At 26.4% G+C, this 19,556-nt stretch carries 16 protein-coding genes, 2 pseudogenes and 1 riboswitch; of the genes and pseudogenes, 3 read left to right on the forward strand and 15 right to left on the reverse strand.

Features of this window, described 5'->3' with window-relative positions; translation table 11 throughout:
- Positions 1 to 34: 34 nt before the first annotated feature.
- The 3 genes and pseudogenes from NG901_RS09435 to NG901_RS09445 form a co-directional block, all read right to left on the reverse strand.
- Positions 35 to 1,882 carry an AAA family ATPase gene (locus NG901_RS09435; protein ID WP_252213922.1) on the reverse strand — a complete coding sequence of 616 codons (1,848 nt, stop codon included), beginning with the start codon at positions 1,880 to 1,882 and terminating at the stop codon, positions 35 to 37.
- Positions 1,883 to 2,278: 396 nt separating this feature from the next.
- A pseudogene (locus NG901_RS09440) lies at positions 2,279 to 2,687 on the reverse strand (DnaA ATPase domain-containing protein).
- 43 nt (positions 2,688 to 2,730) lie between these two features.
- Positions 2,731 to 2,919 (reverse strand): annotated as a pseudogene (locus NG901_RS09445) (phage replisome organizer N-terminal domain-containing protein); the annotation flags it as partial.
- A gap of 1,060 nt (positions 2,920 to 3,979) precedes the next feature.
- Positions 3,980 to 4,039, forward strand: a riboswitch (Fluoride riboswitch).
- A gap of 148 nt (positions 4,040 to 4,187) precedes the next feature.
- Between NG901_RS09445 and NG901_RS09450 the strand changes: the two are divergent.
- Positions 4,188 to 5,531 carry a voltage-gated chloride channel family protein gene (locus NG901_RS09450; protein ID WP_252213924.1) on the forward strand — a complete coding sequence of 448 codons (1,344 nt, stop codon included), beginning with the start codon at positions 4,188 to 4,190 and terminating at the stop codon, positions 5,529 to 5,531.
- Positions 5,532 to 5,773: 242 nt separating this feature from the next.
- Here the strand turns inward: NG901_RS09450 and gshAB are convergent, their stop codons facing one another.
- The 6 genes from gshAB to NG901_RS17310 all read right to left on the reverse strand — a co-directional run bounded on the left by gshAB (position 5,774) and on the right by NG901_RS17310 (position 11,635).
- The gene (gene gshAB / locus NG901_RS09455) at positions 5,774 to 8,077 is read right to left on the reverse strand and encodes a bifunctional glutamate--cysteine ligase GshA/glutathione synthetase GshB (RefSeq protein ID WP_252214022.1); all 2,304 of its coding nucleotides are present in this window, start codon (positions 8,075 to 8,077) and stop codon (positions 5,774 to 5,776) included.
- Positions 8,061 to 9,389 (reverse strand): MATE family efflux transporter, encoded by a 1,329-nt coding sequence (locus NG901_RS09460; RefSeq protein ID WP_252213925.1) that lies wholly within the window; start codon positions 9,387 to 9,389, stop codon positions 8,061 to 8,063. Before NG901_RS09460 ends, gshAB begins: the two co-directional genes overlap by 17 nt.
- Before the next feature lie 19 nt (positions 9,390 to 9,408).
- Positions 9,409 to 10,122 (reverse strand): gamma-glutamyl-gamma-aminobutyrate hydrolase family protein, encoded by a 714-nt coding sequence (locus tag NG901_RS09465; protein ID WP_252213926.1) that lies wholly within the window; start codon positions 10,120 to 10,122, stop codon positions 9,409 to 9,411.
- A 201-nt stretch (positions 10,123 to 10,323) separates the two neighbouring features.
- Complete coding sequence (locus NG901_RS09470) at positions 10,324 to 10,608, reverse strand: ArsR/SmtB family transcription factor (protein WP_252213927.1); 285 nt, start codon at positions 10,606 to 10,608, stop codon at positions 10,324 to 10,326.
- A 299-nt stretch (positions 10,609 to 10,907) separates the two neighbouring features.
- Entirely contained in the window at positions 10,908 to 11,426 is a 519-nt protein-coding gene (locus NG901_RS09475; RefSeq protein ID WP_252213928.1) for an STAS domain-containing protein, read from the reverse strand.
- Positions 11,426 to 11,635: a SulP family inorganic anion transporter gene (locus NG901_RS17310; RefSeq protein ID WP_502800129.1), complete on the reverse strand. Its 210-nt coding sequence runs from the start codon at positions 11,633 to 11,635 to the stop codon at positions 11,426 to 11,428. Before NG901_RS17310 ends, NG901_RS09475 begins: the two co-directional genes overlap by 1 nt.
- A 218-nt stretch (positions 11,636 to 11,853) precedes the next feature.
- Here NG901_RS17310 and NG901_RS09485 point away from each other — a divergent pair, with 218 nt between their 5' ends.
- Entirely contained in the window at positions 11,854 to 12,396 is a 543-nt protein-coding gene (locus NG901_RS09485; protein ID WP_252213930.1) for a recombinase family protein, read from the forward strand.
- 196 nt (positions 12,397 to 12,592) lie between these two features.
- On the opposite strand, the gene NG901_RS09490 is transcribed toward NG901_RS09485, so the two are convergent.
- From NG901_RS09490 to NG901_RS09515, 6 genes are all read right to left on the reverse strand, one after another.
- Entirely contained in the window at positions 12,593 to 12,790 is a 198-nt protein-coding gene (locus NG901_RS09490) for a DUF4177 domain-containing protein (RefSeq protein WP_252213931.1), read from the reverse strand.
- A 164-nt stretch (positions 12,791 to 12,954) separates the two neighbouring features.
- Entirely contained in the window at positions 12,955 to 14,004 is a 1,050-nt protein-coding gene (gene arsB / locus NG901_RS09495) for an ACR3 family arsenite efflux transporter (protein WP_252213932.1), read from the reverse strand.
- Positions 14,005 to 14,016: 12 nt separating this feature from the next.
- The gene (locus NG901_RS09500) at positions 14,017 to 15,672 is read right to left on the reverse strand and encodes an FAD-dependent oxidoreductase (RefSeq protein ID WP_252213934.1); all 1,656 of its coding nucleotides are present in this window, start codon (positions 15,670 to 15,672) and stop codon (positions 14,017 to 14,019) included.
- Between the two features lie 103 nt (positions 15,673 to 15,775).
- Positions 15,776 to 17,524 carry an arsenical pump-driving ATPase gene (arsA, locus tag NG901_RS09505; protein ID WP_252213935.1) on the reverse strand — a complete coding sequence of 583 codons (1,749 nt, stop codon included), beginning with the start codon at positions 17,522 to 17,524 and terminating at the stop codon, positions 15,776 to 15,778.
- A 64-nt stretch (positions 17,525 to 17,588) separates the two neighbouring features.
- Complete coding sequence (gene arsD / locus NG901_RS09510; protein WP_252213937.1) at positions 17,589 to 17,957, reverse strand: arsenite efflux transporter metallochaperone ArsD; 369 nt, start codon at positions 17,955 to 17,957, stop codon at positions 17,589 to 17,591.
- Positions 17,958 to 17,971: 14 nt separating this feature from the next.
- Positions 17,972 to 18,289, reverse strand: a complete 318-nt coding sequence (locus tag NG901_RS09515) for an ArsR/SmtB family transcription factor (protein ID WP_252213938.1) — start codon at positions 18,287 to 18,289, stop codon at positions 17,972 to 17,974.
- A 652-nt stretch (positions 18,290 to 18,941) separates the two neighbouring features.
- On the opposite strand from NG901_RS09515, the gene NG901_RS09520 reads away from it, so the two are divergent.
- Positions 18,942 to 19,436: a flavodoxin family protein gene (locus NG901_RS09520; protein ID WP_252213939.1), complete on the forward strand. Its 495-nt coding sequence runs from the start codon at positions 18,942 to 18,944 to the stop codon at positions 19,434 to 19,436.
- Positions 19,437 to 19,556 lie beyond the last annotated feature (120 nt).

Raw genomic sequence — 19,556 nt, forward strand, 5'->3', positions numbered from 1 at the left:
TTCAAATAATACTTGTCTAATTTATCACAATTACTTACTCTAATCCTTTTTCTTTTATTATTTTTTCTAATTCCCTAACTTTTTTTGATAGCTCCTCAATTTTATTATTTATTTCAGTATGTTCAAATTTCTTACTATACATATCTTCAAGTTTTCTTTTTATTACAGGTTCACCTATATTATTAATTATGTAGCTAATTTCTTTTTTTCTATCTTCTGATACTTTCTTTATATCTCCACTTAAATCTTTAGCCACATCTTTTATTCTTTTATTTGCAAACTCACCAATTGTTGAATCCATAAAAAAACTATGCTTAAGTAGCATATGAATATTAGATCCAAAAGTATTAATGACTGCATTATCAACGTATAATTCTCCATTATCATCTTTACTTAAATAAAGTATATCTTCTTTAGGTATATCTGATAACATAAATGGAGAATGAGTAGCAAATATTATTTGAAATTTTGAGTCACGAAATTGTTTTTCCAAAAAATCTAATATATCTGTAAATAATCTTCTTGACCATTCTGGATGCATATGAACATCAGGTTCATCCAGAATTAAAATTATGTTCTTAAATTTTTCTATATTATTTTGTTTAAAACATTTATATATGGTAGAAAATAACTTGAACCTTTCCTTCAATCCATCAGAAATATTATCATAGTATATTTCTATTTTAGTATTTATAAATTCTAGGCTAACATCCTTGCTACTATCTGCAAGTTCTAAAAATTCATATACGTATTGGCTTAATATTGTATCATTTAAAATTGATGATATACTTATACTAAATTTAAAAGTATTTAAAAAATTTTTATCTTCTACTTTCATTATTATTTTTTCTAATATTTCTAAAAATTGCTTGTAGCAAACATCTACATCTATATCATTTTCTTTATGATTTTTCATTAATATTGTTCTAATTTCAATAATTTTTTCTTTTATTATTTCGTAATTTTGTAATAGTTTGTCTATATCTCCTTGACATTGATTTACGACTGATTTTAGTATTTCTCGTTGTCCTTTAGTACTATCACCCTTGGGAAAGTGCATTCTATTTAATGTAGTTTCAAAAAACCTTAACATATAAACCTTTTTATATAAGTATCGTTCCTTATCACAATCATGCTCATAATAAAATTTTTCATCTGAAAAAACTTTAGGTAAAAATGTAATTTCATATTCATCCCATCTATTATAATCATTCATAACTTCAAAATTTAGTAATATATCATTATTTTTAAAGTTTTCACCATTCTTAATATCTTTTAAATATAAAAATTGATATAATGCTCCTGAATTTTTATAATCAAGTCCAAATCTAGGTATACTAGAATAATTACAATTTGCATATGGATGCATCATTTTATTTATAGTTTCTTTAATCATAATATATTCAATATCATTTAACATTTCATGTTCATTAATAACTTCAGTAATTTTTCCTTTATAATATTTTAAAATAAGAGTGCTAGGCTGAAATTTGCACTGTATTGCTCTTTCAACCTGTCCATAATCATCTTGTATAGCTATTTTATTACATTCTAAAAGATAACTATCATTATCTTTATCATAATATATTAAAATAAAACTTGAATCTTTAAACGATGTCAGCAACTCTCCAAAACAAGAAAGAAAATTACTCTTTCCCACACTATTTTTACCAACTATGGCTGTTACATTTGCTATATTATTTCCATATATATTTAATTTCTTAGTATTTCTTTTTATATTAATTTTTTTAATACAGTTATATACACTCTCACAATTTTCTTCTTCTATATTTTCTAGTTCAACAGTAAAATCATTTGATAATTTAAATCCGCGTTTTTCTATATTTCTATATTTTTCAATCCATACATATATGAGTTCCACTATTATATCTCCCAATATTATAAAAATTTATGTTAATAATTTCTTTCACCACAATTGTTACTTTTTAATCTTAATATATCTAAGTTCAAAAAAATAATATGGAATAGAAATTTTACTTTATTTTTAGCCAATCAAACTATTTTTTATAAATTATTTCATTTACTCAAACTTCCCATTATAGACATTATCTCTATATAATCTTACATTTTCATCCTTATTATACTATATTAATCCAATATTTTACTACTAAATTCCAAATACTTTCCCATAATTATCATATCAACTTCCTACAAAAAAAATAAAACCCACCACATACAACTTCAAAAAGTCATATATAGCAGATCCTAAATACATCACTATTCTATTAAACATTCTCTTCCAAACACTAACTAATCCTTACCTTAATCTATAATTGTTCTCTTGCCTCTTCTCTATTTCCACAACATAATCTTTACACATTTCATAAAGTCTAGATTCTATTCCCTCATCAATAAGTAAAACATCACATGTTTGATATTTTGAAAGCATTTTGGTATAGTATTTATCATCAATCATATTTTTTTATCTTTGTTAAAACATCTCTATATAACACATATACCACTTTAATTTTTTTATCAAGAAGATTAATTCCAAGAGCTACGGAAAGATGTGTTTTGCCACTACCTACTTGGCCACAAAATAAAATACTATTTTGTCTATGATTTCTTATATTTTTAAAATCATTATAAAATGCTATTGCTACCTCTTTAGCAAACTCTGAGCTTTTATTCCAAACTTCAAAATTAGAAAAAGTTTGTGTACTCATTTCTGTATTAATACCAGATAATTTCCAATCATTCTTTAAATAACTTTTTAGCTCTAGTTTTATTTTGGATCCTTACCTTTTTCATACCCTCAATATTTTGATGCTTTTCCCAATTTGTAATTTTAATAAGATTGTCCTCACCTACTTCTATCATCCCAAAATCTCTTAATATTTTTAGGGCAAGCCTAATAGAAGTAAGTGATCTACAAAATATTGTGGACAATATTTCTTTCTTACTTTAGATGATGTTTCTAAAAAATTATCTATTAGCAAACCAACACTTCAAAGATATGAAAGTTTAGTAATATCATATAATCATTTTGTGTTTTATTAAGATTCAACTAAGGCACATGAAAATAAATAATATGCCCAAAATTGTAATGGATAGTTTTTGACTGTGCCCAAAGTACATATTATCAAAATATTTCATACTTATTTTTTCCTATATATACTAAATATTATAAACAAGTTTTGAAAATTAATATAGTAGTCTATTCTACATTACTTTATAGTTATTATATTCCCTTTTTATTCTTTAGGTTTACTGTCTTTGATATTTAATAAAAATTATAATTTACATCTATCCATAATACTCAACTATCTCTAAAGGCACATTTTATAAGCAAATTCTTAAGTTCTTAAATTCTAAAATTTATTTATTCTTTAATTCTAATATTCTTTTCTTCTTAAAAATTTTAGATCAATTATATTAGTTTTGTGTAACATATTTTAATTAAATTCATATATTATTAGTATAACAAATGATAATTATGAACAAAGGGGTAATTGATTATGAGAAATTGTTGTAACTGCTGTTGTAATTGCTGTAGATGTAGAAATCGTTGTAGATCTGGATTTAATAATGCATGGTTCTTATTGCCATTCTTATTCTTCTAAAATATTTTAACAATAATTTTATTCTAAAATTATTATTGTGCTATAAATATAATGAAGATAAATTCTTTAATAATATTGAATTAAAATCAACTAATTATATTATATAAAAATGGACCTAAAAGATAAATTTACTTACTCTTTTAGGTCTTAATTTTTCGTTTAAATTTTGTTTTAACCCAAGAAAATAATAAAATACAAATCTAATATAAAAACTTTCTCTACTCCATGTAATTTCTTTCTCAAATACATATATCCTATATTAAATAAAAATTAAAAATAATAATTTCGAAGTAATCTCTAGTGATAACGTTTAATTTATAAACATATTATATCTAATTTAAGTTCTTAGAATTCACTAACTATTGTTAAAACATACTAATCATATTATTATATTTATATATTTAGGTGATGGAGTTCGCCTTTAACTGCGTAATGCTAATGACTCCTACAAAAAACGGGTATACTGTCTTTTGTAGGAGTCTTTTTATTCTTTAGAAATTATATTATTAAAGAATTTATGGCTAACTGCGTAAAAAATCGACGACTCCACAATCGCCTTAATAATTAATTATTAAAAATATAAAAAAGGAGAAAAGAGATTGTATGAACAAAGATAATTCTAAAAAAAAGAATACAATTGTATTTCTTAAAAATCCAAACTTAAGCACACTTCTTGGAATGTCATTTTTAAAGTGGATTTTTATAGGTACAATCGTTGGCTGTTTAACTGGAGTAGCTGGTGCTTTATTTTTAAACAGCTTAGAACTTGCTACAACTTTAAGAAACAATAATTCTTGGTTATTATTTCTTCTACCCTTTGGAGGTGCTTTTGTCAGTTTTCTATATTCTAAATATGGTAAATCCTCTTCAAAAGGTAATAATTTAATTATAGATAAAATTAATACTAGTAATGGAGATATTCCTATGCGTATGGCATCTTTAGTTTTTCTAGGTACTTTTGTAACCCATCTTTTTGGTGGTTCTGCTGGCAGAGAAGGTACTGGTGTGCAAATTGGTTCTAGTATATCTGAAGGCGTTGGACGTTTATTAAAATTAGACAAGGTAGATACTAAAATTATTTTAATGTGTGGAATTAGTAGTGGATTTAGTTCTGTCTTCGGTACTCCTCTTGCTGGAACTATATTTGGATTAGAAGTAGCTGCACTTGGAACAATGAGCTATCAAGCGTTAATCCCATGCTTTACATCAGCTTTTATAGGAAATATTGTAACTACAGCATTTGGTGTTCATCATTCACATTATAATATATTAGAAGTTCCTACTATTACATATGTTGTAGTATTAAAAATTATAATTGCTGCAATTTTATTTGGATTAGTTAGTAAATTATTTAGCGAATTAACACATAAATTAAAAGACATATTTTCTTCTAGATTTGAAAATGCTGCAATTAAAAGCATGATTGGTGGATTTATAATAATTATATTAACATATTTAATAGGAACAAGAGATTATCTTGGACTTAGTCTACCTTTAATAAATAATTCATTTACTGAACAAGTTAGTCCTTTTGCATTTTTTAACAAACTTATATTTACTTCATTTACCCTAGGTACTGGGTTTCAAGGTGGAGAAGTCACACCTTTATTTGTAATAGGTTCAACATTTGGTAATGCTTTATCAAATATACTTCATATTTCTCCATCCTTTTTAGCAGCATTAGGTCTTATTGGCGTATTTTCTGGTGCTACCAACGCGCCTATAACATCATTTATTTTAGGGTTAGAGCTATTTGGTGCTCAAGGAATTGAATTTATGTTTATGACATGTGCTATAAGTTATTTATTTTCTGGTCATTCAGGTATATATATTTCTCAAAAAATTGGTACAAGTAAAAGCACGTTAATTAAGGTTCCTAAAGAATCTACATTAGCCTATTATAGAAAACCTAAAAATGAAGAAACTCCAACTAAGGTATTAGACTAGTTCACCATTCCTATAATCCAGAGAGTGTAACATGGTGTGTAAATCTAATGTGCAAGAAAAAAATAATTATGTAATTAATAAATAATAAATTAAAACTGAAGTAATTTATTTATAACAATTACTTCAGTTAAAACTTATAGTCTCATTTTAGCTTATTCCCAATATAAAAATGTTATAAGCAGCAAATAATGCCACTTTACCTACTGTATATATCAACACACATTAAAAACAGAGCCATATTTTTATATTAGTTCTAATAATTTTAATATTTCATTAGCTATTTTTCTTTCTTTACCAATATAAGGATATGAATGTATATGAATTGCAGGATTAAAGTTTAGTTCTATTATTCCATAGTCAGATGTTTCATCCTTATAATCTTTAATAATCATATCAACTCCACATATATTAGCACCAATTGCCTTTGAAGAATTTACTGCTATCTTTTTGAATCTTTCTGGAATATCATTAGTATAATCTATACTGTCCCCACCTGTACTTATGTTAGAATTTTCTCTTAAATAAATCACTTCATCTTTATTAGGTATATAATTTATATCTATATTGCTTTGCTTTAAAAATAACTCTACATTTTCATCTATTTGTATTTTTTCTAATGGAGTTATGTAACCTTTTCCTCTAAGTGGACTTAAATTTTTATCTTTAATCAATTCAGATATATTTTTAACTCCATCACCAACAACATTAGCTGGTACCCTGTGAAGTATACCTGCGACTTTATCTCCTATTACTAAAAATCTATACTCTTTTCCTTGTATAAACTCTTCAATTAGAACTGTATTATCATATTTAAATGCTATTTCTAATGCTTTGATTATATCTTCTTTTTTACCACCACTAGGGAAAATACTTATACCAATACCAAAATTCGTAGATTTAGGTTTTATTACTGCAGGAATATTAATAAATTTTTCTAATTCACTTATAGCATCTTTAATTGAATTAAACTCCATTCCCATTGGTACTCTAATCCCTGCTTTTCTTAGAACTTTTTTAGTAACTACCTTGTTTTCCATCATTAAAACAGATATGTAATTATCTTTAGATGTTTTAGTTGCTTGTTTTACATACTCAACTTTATCACCCTTTTTTAGTACTATAAAATTTTCACTTCTATCAATAATGTTTGTCTTTATTCCCCTCTTTATTGATTCCTTCATTAATATTTGTGTAGATAATTCTAAATCTTCATATCCAACTAATTTAAATCTGTTTTTATAAGCATCTTCTTTGTATTTCTTAGCTAAATTAATATGTGCATTAACATAGCCTTCTTCTTTAACCTTATCAATAATTTTGTAAGTATATGTTAATTTATAATCTTTAACCTTATCAATCATTGAATCTATTAAACTATCTTTTCCTAAAGATAATTCTTTATTTATTTCTTTAATTTGATTCAAAATATTCAATGCCCATTTTTCTTTAGAAATTACTTCACCATTTTTCTTTAGCTCAACATTATTTTGACCATATCTTGCTATTACCTTCTGATTATCGTATGCCTCTTCTTGCCAATTATCATATGATTCTTCTTCACTTATCAGTAAAAATAAATTAAACATTTGAAGAAAATGTAAGTCCTCAAGACTAATACCGCATTTATCAAATGGATTAATATCAATACTTCTATATTCTAAATAGTTAATTCCTTCATCTAATAATGAATTAAACAAATTATAATTATCTTTTGCCTTTAACCTTATAGAACTATATAGTTCCTTATGACTTTCAATTAAACCATCTTTTATAAATCCATTAATGCTTTCAACATAGCTATTAACTGAAGAATAGTTAGGAAATAACTCTATATTATTTTTATATCCACATTCACTATTTCTATATGACATTGCTCCATCATTAGAAAAAGCTCCTTGTGAAATCTTCTGAAGAGTTTTTACACATTCTCCAGTATAACTCTCATGAACTATACCAGTTGCTCCCAAAAGATATAATAGTAACCACCTATAACGAAGATAATTTCTTGTTACCTTTAAATATATATTATCTTTAAAACTTCTATAATTTCTTTCTTTACTAGTACTATCATATAGTTTCTTTATCATATCTTCATTAAATGAAAAATTGTAATGCACTCCAGATATTAATTGCTTTTTTCCACCATACTTTTCAATTAAATTCTCTCTATATTTCCTTGCTTCTTCACCCTTAGGAGATTTATTAAAACTTGCAATTGGTATTAATTTATCATCTGGTATTATGCAAGGCATAGATTGTGGCCAAATGTATTCATCCTTAATTTCAAGTGCAACAATATCATAAAGATTATTCAGAAAATTGTATGTTTCTTCACAAGTACCAAACACTGGTGTAATTAATTCAATTTGACTTTCTGAAAAATCAGTTGTTATATATGGATTAAGCATCTTATCTCCAAATATTTCTGGATGCTTTTTTAATGATAAATTTCCATATCTATCTACTCTTAATCCTTCCCTTTCTATTCCTACATTTCCTTTTAACAATTTACTACCTTTAAATAACTTTTTAAAAATTTCCAATATATTTATACCCCTTTCGTACTTGTATTATATATAAAATATAAGAAACTATTCCCTTGAAAATACTTGATAATGCTATACTCCACCAAATTCCATTTACTCCAATAAATTTAATCAAAATTAATGCCATAGGAATTCTTAATACCGTAAAAACTATACTAATGTATGCAGATATTTTAGGCTTTCCTATCCCTGTAAATAAGCCATTTGATACCATTTCAACTGTACTAAATATCTGTGAAACCGCCACTATTTGTAAATATAAACTAGCTATTAGAATAGTAACTTCATCTCTAATAAATATCTTTACTAATATACCTGGTATAAATGTGAATGCTAAAGCTGTTACTGTAGAATATATAATGCCTATTTTTAATGAACTCCTATATCCCTTAATAATTCTATGGAACTTCTTAGCCCCATAATTTTGACCTGCAAAACTTGCTATTGCTCCATTCAATCCCCCTATAACCATAAATGTTATAGATTCTATTTGAAGACCGATTTTCTGAGCTGCAATAGCATCAGAACCAAATATTGCTATAATTCTTGCAAGAATTATATTTACTAAAGTAAATAATATTCTTTGAAAGGACATTGGAAATCCTAACTTTATTATTTCTATTACTTTATCTTTTTCTATACCAATTTTAAAATCAAACTCAAATATGCCTTTACCCTTAACCTTAAATATTACAAACATAACAAAATTAGAAATTAGTGTTGCTATTGCTGCACCTATGACTCCTGTATCTAAGATATATATAAAAATAGGATCTAGTATTATATTTATAAGAACACCTAAAGCACTTATTTTTAATGCACTTTTATTATTGCCAAAACTATTTAGTATTCTAGTATATAAAATATTAAAAAAAGTAAAAAACATCATAGGGGCACTTATTGCTAAATACATATATGCATTAACTTCTACATCTGTATTATTTAGCTGTAAAAACCCAATAAATTGTCTGCCTAAAAATATTAAAGATAAAGCATAAATTATCCCTAATGCTAAATTTATTAAAATGCTAGCATTTATATAACTTTTTACGTCCTTATCATTTTTCTCTCCAATTGCATGAGATACCTTTATTCCTGTACCAATTACCACTAATGCATTTATAGAATATCCTAAACCTATAAAAAAACTTGAAGATCCTATACTTGCTACTGCATTACTTCCAAGTCCACCAACCCATATCATATCTATTAAGTTATATGCAAACTGCAACAATGAACTTCCCATTATAGGGATTGCTAATGTTAATATTACTTTTGCTACTTTTCCTTCAGTTAAATCAATTTTTTTCATTTTACCTCGCTCTTCTTTTCTAAGCATTTTTTATAAAATCTTTAAATAATTCAATCATATTAAATTGATCCCCTCTCATTTCTTCTGGATGCCATTGAACTCCTAAAACATATGAGCCTTCCTCTTTTTCAATTGCTTCTACTACTCCATCAGATGCCCATGCAATAGATCTAAATCCACTTGCAACTTCTCTTATCATCTGATGATGAAAAGAATTTACATATATATTATCCCCAAATATTTTATTTAAAGAAGATTTATTATTAATATTTATTGAATGTATTGGATGTCTTGGATCTGTATTTTGCCAATGCTCATTATTTATATTAGGCACATATTTCACATCTTGATATAAAGTTCCCCCAAAAGCTATATTAATTAATTGCATACCTCTGCATATACCTAAAACTGGTTTTTCTAATGATATAAATTCCTTTAATAAATCTATTTCAAACTGATCTCGCTCTGGAGATAATTCATCAATTTCACCACAAGGTTCCTCACCATATAAAAAAGGTGATATATCACTTCCTCCAGTTAAAACTAGACCATCTAATTTTCTTGCTAAATCTGAAATATATTTTGTTTCTGTAATTGGTATTATAATTGGAATACCTCCAGCATCTGATATAGCTTTTACATATACATCTCCAACTATAACTCTCTTTTGTATCTTTCCTTTTGGATATTCTAATTCTACTAAATTCCCTGATATTCCTATAAGCTTATCCATCTTAACCACCTGATTTTAATTCTCCCTTTCAACATAGCTACTACTTTATAATATATCAATTTTTTTTGATTTGTTGACTAAAATTTTTTATTACTAGCTAGCTCTATAACATTATTATACATTAACGCCTAGAACATATCAAGTTTTTTTGATATGTGTTTTCACGCCCCCAATATTTTTTTGATTTTATACAAAATTTTATTACTTAACAATATCATTCATAACCTCTTTAGATAAATACTTTTCTAATTCCTCTTTATTAATACTATAGTGATTCCACTTACCACATCTCTCCATAGTTATAAGATTAGAATCTAGTAACATTTTTAAATGATATGACAATTTTGATTGAGGTATGTCAAAATGTTCAACCAAAGAACATACGCACATGCTATCTTTTTCACTTAATTTTTTAATTATATTTAATCTTGTGATATCAGATAAAGATTTAAATACACTTTCATACTTATTCATATCTATCTTCATTAATAACTCGCCTCACATAATTTAATAATTTAATTTCTATTTTAATGTTAACACTCTAAAATGTAAATATACTTTTTTTATTCTTTAGGTTTTATTTCTTAATCTTCAAACAAAAATATAACCTAAGTTATCCTCATATTATTTATAAATACAAACTCTTAAAAAATAAAAAAGGGAGTTATCAAAATAAATTATTATATAAAAATATTTATTTAATAACTCCCAATATATTATAAATTATTAAGTTTTTAAATAAAATTTTACTATGAAAAGTCACTTGTATCCTTAATCTATAAAATTTAATGATCACTAACCATATCAAATTTTCCTGCTTTATTATGAACAGACATTCTATCTATTAATTCTAAACATTGAGTACTCATTCCCATTAAATTAGTCTTAATTCCATTCTTATGGAATTTAATCACTACTTTATCTATACTATCAACTGCTGATTCATCCCAAATTCTAACTTTTGAAAGATCTATATCCACAGTTTCTACATCATCTATAAAATCAAAACTATTAATAAATTTTAAGGTAGATGCAAAAAATAGCTGTCCTTGCACTAAATATACTGTTTTTTTATCTTCATTTATTTTTTTAATACTAATTTCAGATATCTTAGCTGCAAAGAATATAGAACTTAAAATTATTCCTATAATAACTCCATAAGCTAAATTATGTGTTAATAATACTGTTATAACTGTTGATATCATTACAAATGTATCTGATTTAGGTACTTTCCTTATTCGCTTTATTGACTCCCAGTTAAAAGTGCTTATTGATACAACAACCATAACTGCTCCTAATGCCACTACTGGTATTTTTTTACTAAGCTCGCTAATACTAATGCCATAGCACCAGCGGCAGCTGATATCATACCTGTTCTACCACCTAAAATTGATATAACTAAAGAAATGCAAAAAGATGCATACACTCCAACCATAGGATCAACTCCTGCTACTATAGAAAACCCTATTGCTTCAGGTATTAATGCCATACATACAACAATCCCTGCAAGGATATCACCTCTAACGTTTGAAAACCACTCTGCTTTTTAATTTTTATTCAAATTTTTATACACCTCACATTTAATTTTTCTCTTGTAAAAACTTATTTTTATTTTGTGCAAGAATCATTTTAACATATATCGTCCCAAAAAGGAACTATTTTAAGACTAATTTTATTTTATTAAAACTATGATATAATAAAATAAATTCTTTAAATATCAGGAGAATAAATATGTTAATTGGATACATGAGACCCTATGAAGAAGATTCAAACTGTGAGATTCAGTTAAATAACTTAAAAAAAGCAGATTGTGAAATTATTATTGAGGAAGATCATTCCTCACCAAAGAAAAGATCAAAACTAAAAGATACAATAAATACTCTAAATAAAGGTGATAAAATAATAGTCACAAAACTTTTTAGCTTAGCTGATTCAACTCGTCATTTAGTTGAACTATTAGAGATAATAGATAAAAAAGAAGCGTTTTTTCAATCTATTAATGAAAAAATTGATACAAGTAATAAGAATGGATATAATTTTACTGAAATTATAAAACATCTTGTTAAATTTCAAAGTGATGTTATAAGTGAAAAAACAAAAAAAGGATTATATGAAGCAAAGCAAAAAGGAGTAACTCCAGGAAGACCAAAGAAACCTGATGAGAATGTAAAACGTGCTATTGTTATGTATGAAAGTAAAAAATATAGTTTAAGTGAAATAAAGAAAGAAACTGGAATTAGTAAATCTACATTATACAGATATTTAGAACATTAATTACCTAAAATTATACAATTAAAGAATAGCTATACTTATGAGGAAATATCGCCAATCACAAAATAATTGGCGATATCAAAACATTTTTATTTTTTTGAATGTGCCTTAATTATTTTTACATTAATACTAATTCTGTTATGTAATATATTCGTTTTATATTTACTCTATACTGCATACTCCATATCTAACCAGAATATTATTGTACTTTTCTTTTAAAAGTTATTACATCATCATATAATTTTGGCATCCATCCTTTCCCTTCTTGTTCTTTATGTAAAATACCTACAAGTTCCCACCCTTTTGATCCATAATTATCAAGTTCTTGCTTTAATTTTTCTGGATCCTCTAAACTTTTAAAATCTGTAATACTTATAACATTATATTCCCATTCCATCTTTAAAACCTCCTTTTATTATTTATAAAATATTTTTAATATTAGTATTTCATATTTTCCTTGTTATTATTCTTTTATTAATTACAATCCCTAATAAATTCATACTATTATCTTTCAGTAAAATACATTTAAGTTTATTAATTATTCTAAAAATTTTATACTATCTAATTATTTTTAAACCACCCCTTAGTATTGTTAGCTATTTTAACAAGAGCAAGCATTACTGGAACTTCAACAAGTACTCCAACTACAGTTGCAAGAGCTGCTCCACTTTGTAAACCAAATAATGATATCGCTACTGCTACTGAAAGTTCAAAGAAATTACTTGCACCTATCATTCCTGCTGGTGCTGCAATGTTATGAGGAAGTTTAAGTAATTTTGCTCCAACATAAGCAATAGTAAAAATAAAGAAAGTCTGAATTGTAAGTGGTACTGCTATTAATAAAATATGCAACGGATTATTTAAGATAATATCTCCTTGGAAGGAAAACAATATTATAAGTGTTAAAAGTAATCCTATTATTGTTACATTGTCAAACTTCTTTAAAAATATATTATTAAAATAATCTTCACCTTTTTTCTTTATTAATACAGTTCTTGTTGTATATCCTAAAGCTAGCGGAATAACAACAAATAGTACTGTTGAAAGAAGTAATGTTCCCATTGGTACAGTTACATTACCAACTCCAAGTAAAAATGCTACTATTGGTGCAAATGCAATTAAAATTATTAAATCATTAACTGCAACTTGAACTAAAGTATAGGCTGCATCACCTTTTGTTAAATGACTCCATACAAATACCATTGCTGTACATGGCGCTGCTCCAAGTAATACTGCTCCTGCTAAATATTCTTTAGCAAGATTTACTGGTATAAAACTTTTAAATACAATGTAAAAAAAGAACCATGAAATTGCATACATTGTAAATGGTTTTATAAGCCAATTTGTTACACAAGTTAATATAAGTCCCTTTGGTTTTTTACTAGCATTAACTATACTTGTAAAATCTATTTTTAACATCATTGGATATATCATAAGCCAAATTAATATTGCAACTGGAATTGATACGTTATAATATTCAAATTTATTTAATGTATCTGGTATTATAGGCAAAAATTTTCCTATAAAAATTCCAACAACAATACATGCTGCTACCCATAATGTTAAATATTTTTCAAATACACCTAACCCTTTTCCTTTATTTTCTGACATATATCTTTCCCCCTATTTATTATTTACTTTTTTTATTTTTGATTCCTTATAAAATTTGTTACCACCTGATAAATTATATACTTTTTTAAATCCATGATTAATTAAAATGTTCTGTGCTGCATTTCCTGTAACACCTTTATTGCAATAAGTTACAGTAGTAATTTCTTTATCTAACTTATCTAAATCATCTCTTAAAGTACTATGAGGCATATTTTCTGCCATATAAACATGAGCTTCATCATATTGCTTAGGTACTCTCGCATCTATTATTTGAAATTTTTCTGTATTTTCAGTTAAATTTTTAAGTTCATTACTAGTTATAATTGGTCTGCTATTGTTTATTGCGTTATCTAAAATCATTCCTGTATAATGAACTGGATCTTTTGTAGTAGAAAATGGTGGTGCATATGCTAAGTCAAGATGGAATAATTCATCTACCTTTGCACCATAAGTAATCAATGTTGCAAATACATCAATTCTCTTATCCACCCCTTCATAACCTATTATTTGCACACCTAAAATTTTCTCAGTTTTCTTATCTGCAATTGCTTTTATAACCATCTCTTTTCCATGAAAATATGATGGCTTATCTGGTTTTATATTGTGACATATTTGAATTTCATAGCCTTCTTCTAATGCTTCTTTTTCAGATAACCCAGTATTTGCAATAGTCATATCAAACAATTTAAATATTCCTGTGCCTAAGTTGCCTTTATATCTTAAATTTCCTTTAGTTAAAGCATCACCTGCAATTCTACCAGTTTTATTTGCAGTAGATCCTAGTGGTCTATATATTGATTTTCCTGTTATTAAAGAAAAAGTTTCTATACAATCCCCACACGCATAAATATCTTTAATATTTGTTTCCATTCTATTATCTACTTTTATTGCCCCTGTAATGCCTATTTCTATTTTGCATTCTCTAGCTAAGTCTACATTAGGTCTAACCCCTGTAGCCATAATAACCATATCACTATCTAAAACAGTTTTATCTGCAAGTATTACTTGCTTTTCTGAAATTTCACTAATATCAGTATTTTTAATAATTTTTACATCTTTCTTTTTTAATTCATTCTCTAAATACTGTGCCATATCTTCATCTAAATTTGGTGTTATTTTATTTGCTTTTTCAAGTATGGTCACATTTATCTTTTCTTCAATTAAATTTTCAAGCATTTCGAATCCAATAAACCCTGTACCAACTATTACTGCATTTTTAGGCTTATTATTAATAATAAAATTCTTAATATTTCTAGCACTTTGTACATTTCTTAAGAAAAACACATTTTTATTTTCTATACCTTTTATATTAGGCATAAATGGTGATGCACCAGTTGCTAATACTAATTTATCATAAGTATCCTTAAACACTTCATTAGTATGTAGATTCTTAACAGTAATATTTTTTTCTAAACTATTAATATTTAATACTTCATAACCTGTAAAAACATCAATATTGTATTTCTTTTTAAAAAATGAAGGATTCCTTGGAGTAAGTTCATCAAGTTCTTTAATTTCTCCACCAATATAATATGGCAAGCCACAACCTGAATAAGAAATATCTTTATCTCTTTCGTATATTACTATTTCAGCAAAATCATCATTTCTACGTGCTTTAGCAGCTGCAGATGTTCCTGCTGCTACTGCTCCTATAACTATTATTCTCATTTTTTCCTCCTTACTTTTAAAACAAACTTATTGCTTTATCATCTCTATTAATATTATTTATCCCACCACAAAATTTCATTCATTAATGTAGTGGGATAATACTTTAATCTAATAATTCTTTAAGTTTATCTCCTTTTACTTCTTCTGCTTTCCACTGAATTACTGCAAAATTTCCATTTGATATTTTATCTACTTTATTTATCCACTTTATCTCATTGCTAGCCTTACCTTTTAATATGTCATTACTAGTATTTGTAGCATAAAGACTTGAATTTATAACCCACCATTTACTATAAATTTCTGCTCTATTTAAATCTTTTTGAAGTCTCATAGCTTCATAAACTGGTGTTGTTTCTGCTAAGGTTACAATTATAACTTCAGTTTCTTTATCATTTTTTAATTTTGGTAAAAGTTTTATAACTGATTCTGGAATATCTCCTTCTGATCTAACAATTTCCCTATTATAACTTTCAGTTGATTCTAATAGTAATAAAGTATGCCCTGTTGGAGCTGTATCAATAACAACAACCTCATTTTCTGATCTTTCAACTATTTCAGCAAAAGCCCTAAACACAGCTATTTCTTGAGTACATGGTGATCTTAAATCCTCTTCAACATAAGCTATATCCTCTTCACTCATATTGTTTTCTCTTGCTTTAGCTAACACTTCTTCTTTATATTTTTCAAGTTCTTCCTTTTCATCAATATTACTTAATGAAATTCCATAACTTTCATCTAATACAAATTTTAAATGTCCAGCAGGATCAGTTGTTGTCAAATGTACTTTCTTACCCTTTTTTGATAATCCAAGTGCAATTGCAGCAGCTATAGTAGTTTTTCCTACTCCACCCTTTCCCATTGTAAATATTACCTTTTTATCATTTTTATATAGATCTTCAATTATACTATTTAGTTTTGGTATTTCAGTTACATTTAAAATTTCATTGTCTATTACAATAGAATTATCTTTTAACAATGATCTTACGTTTTCTAATCCTGTTATATTATAAGGCCTTAGAGGAATCTCAAAAGTTTTAATATCCTTTAATCCTTCTGGAATATCTTTTAGTGCATTTTGTTGTTTCTCATAAATGGATTTAGACAAATAATCATCACACTGTTGAAGTACTCCATTTACAATTAAAACTTGATTTTCAACTCCAATATCTTGAAGTTCCTTGGATGCTCTTTCTGCTTCCTTTAAAGGAGTTATCTCTGGTCTTGAAACAAGTATAAGTGTAGTTTTTTCTTTATCAGCTAAAGTATTAACTGCTTTTTTATACATCTCTTTTTTATCTTCTAATCCTGCAAGTTGACCAAGACATGATGCCCCATGAGTACTTTCGCTAATAAAATTACTCCACGCTGAAGGTAATTGAAGCATTCTTAATGTATGCCCTGTTGGAGCTGTATCAAAAATAATGTGATCATATTCATTACTTACACTCTTATCTGTTATCATTAATGAAAATTCATTAAAAGCTGCAATTTCAACTGTACATGAACCTGAAAGTTGTTCTTCCATATTATTTAAAACAGCTTCTGGTAACTTTCCTCTATAAGGAGCTATAACACTTTCTCTATATTCAGCAGCAGCATCTTCCGGACTAAAATTTGCAACTTTTAAATTAGGAACATCTTTTATTTTAACTCCCTTGTTATTTAATTCTGTATCAAATACATCCTGAAGATTTGAAGCTGGATCTGTACTAACAAGCATTATTTTCTTTCCTAAATCCGCTAAATTAACTGCTACTGCACAAGCAGTTGAAGTCTTTCCTACTCCACCTTTACCTGTAAAAAACAAATATTTTGTTAAGTTTAATTTTTCTAAATCAAATAATTTAAACATTTTTATCTTCCTTCCTTTATATATTGTAAAATATGATACATAAACTCATTATTTTTATTTATAATTAACAACATCCACCTTTACAGTTACATTTAGTAGGTCTCTTTATATTTGCTTTTAAATAATCCTCTGGTATATTTAATAATTGACAAAATTCTTTATTACTAGGATAACTGCCCATTTTAACAATCTTACCATTTACCATAATAATAGGAAGAGCCTCTAAGCCCTTTGTCATTAGCATCTCATTTATAATCTTATTAGTTACAAATATTTGAGGATTACTTGTAAGGTTATGCCTTTCAACTATTATCCCTTTGTTTTTTAAAGTGTTTAATACTGTTGCAACTCTTAATAATTCTGGATTAACAGATGGACCACAAACTCCTGTTGAGCAACACATAGCTGGATCAAAAATAATCATTTTTTTCATATTAATTCACTCCTTTATTTGCATTCATATTTTGTTTTATCATTGCAAATACAATCCTCTGTATTTGCAATGATGTTCATCAAGAATAAAATTAGATTATTGCATTTATTGATATTCAAACAGTAGTAATTCCAAGATCTTTCTTTTCTAACATTTACTATTTCGCAATCAATTAATACCTTCATATGATGAGATAATGTTGGTTGAGTAAATTCAAAATTTTTCAATATATCACATGCACATCTTTCTCCACAAGATAATATATCAATAATTTCTAATCTATTTGGATCAGAAAGTGCTTTAATAATTTTGGAATTATTCTCATAGTTCAATAAATTCACTCCCTTATATAGACATTCATCTATATATAATATAGATCACCATCTATATGAAGTCAATGATAATATTATATTTAGTATCTACCATTTGCATATTAATAAACATATATCTATGTATTATCTTTTTATGCAGTAACTTTAATAAATGTTCATAAAATTATTCTATTAAATTCAAATTTATTTTTATTTAAATAATACACATAAATTTAAAACTTATACATTTGATTTTTGCTCTAATTATAATTAATATTCCTCTCTTATCCCCATTAACTCAACTACTTTTTTCTTAAATATGCTATAATATCCTCATATTATAAAAATATAAAAATATGGCTATGTTTTAAGTGAATGTTGATATTTTAGTATAAGGGCGAACTGGCATTGGAATTTGCTTTTTAGAACTCTTAATGAAGATTTGTACAATTAATTGCTTGTCAGCAATCTTTGATTGGGAGCATGCATTAATTGGACTAAGCTTTATTTTAGTGTTCTTAAAGTAAATTCCTCTGTCCATGAGCTTTATACTACAATATCAACACTGTTTTAAAACATAGACAAAAATATAAATAATCTTTATATATATACTGCTTAGAAAGGATGTGACTTACTAGAAAGTTTATATAATTACACTTTCTAGTTGCAATTTATGAAAATATCTATAATTTATTTTAGTAAAACTGGAAAAACAAAAGAGATGGCAGATGTTATTGCTTCTAGCATGAAGCTAGAAAAAAACATTGAAGTAGGAATTTTTGATCTTGATAATATTGACTATAATTTTGTTGATAAAAGCAATGCTGTAATCTTTGGAACACCAACCTATCACGCCAATATGTGTTGGCAACTAAAAAAATGGTTTGATGAATCTTCAAATTGTAATCTTAGTGGTAAAATCGGAGCAGTCTTTGCAACTGCCAACTTTGCACAAGGTGGTGCTGATACAGCTATCTTAACTATAATTAATCATATCATGGTTAAAGGTATGCTAGTTTACTCTGGGGGTTCTTCTTTAGGACAACCTTATATACATTTAGGTGCTGTTGCATTAAAAGAAAATTTTGAAGAAAGCAAAGAAATGTTTAAGATATTTGGAACTCGTATAGCTCAAAAAGCAAATGAACTATTTTCAAATAATAATTAATTTTCATTTTAAGCTATATTTTAAATATGTGTTGGTATATACAAAGTAGCATTGTAATTGGACTATACTCATTTTAGCATTCCTAAGTTCAATTACTCCGCTCACTTTGCTTATGCATAT

This window comes from Clostridium sp. CMCC3677, assembly GCF_023845585.1.
Classification (GTDB): Bacteria; Bacillota; Clostridia; order Clostridiales; family Clostridiaceae; genus Clostridium; species Clostridium aquiflavi.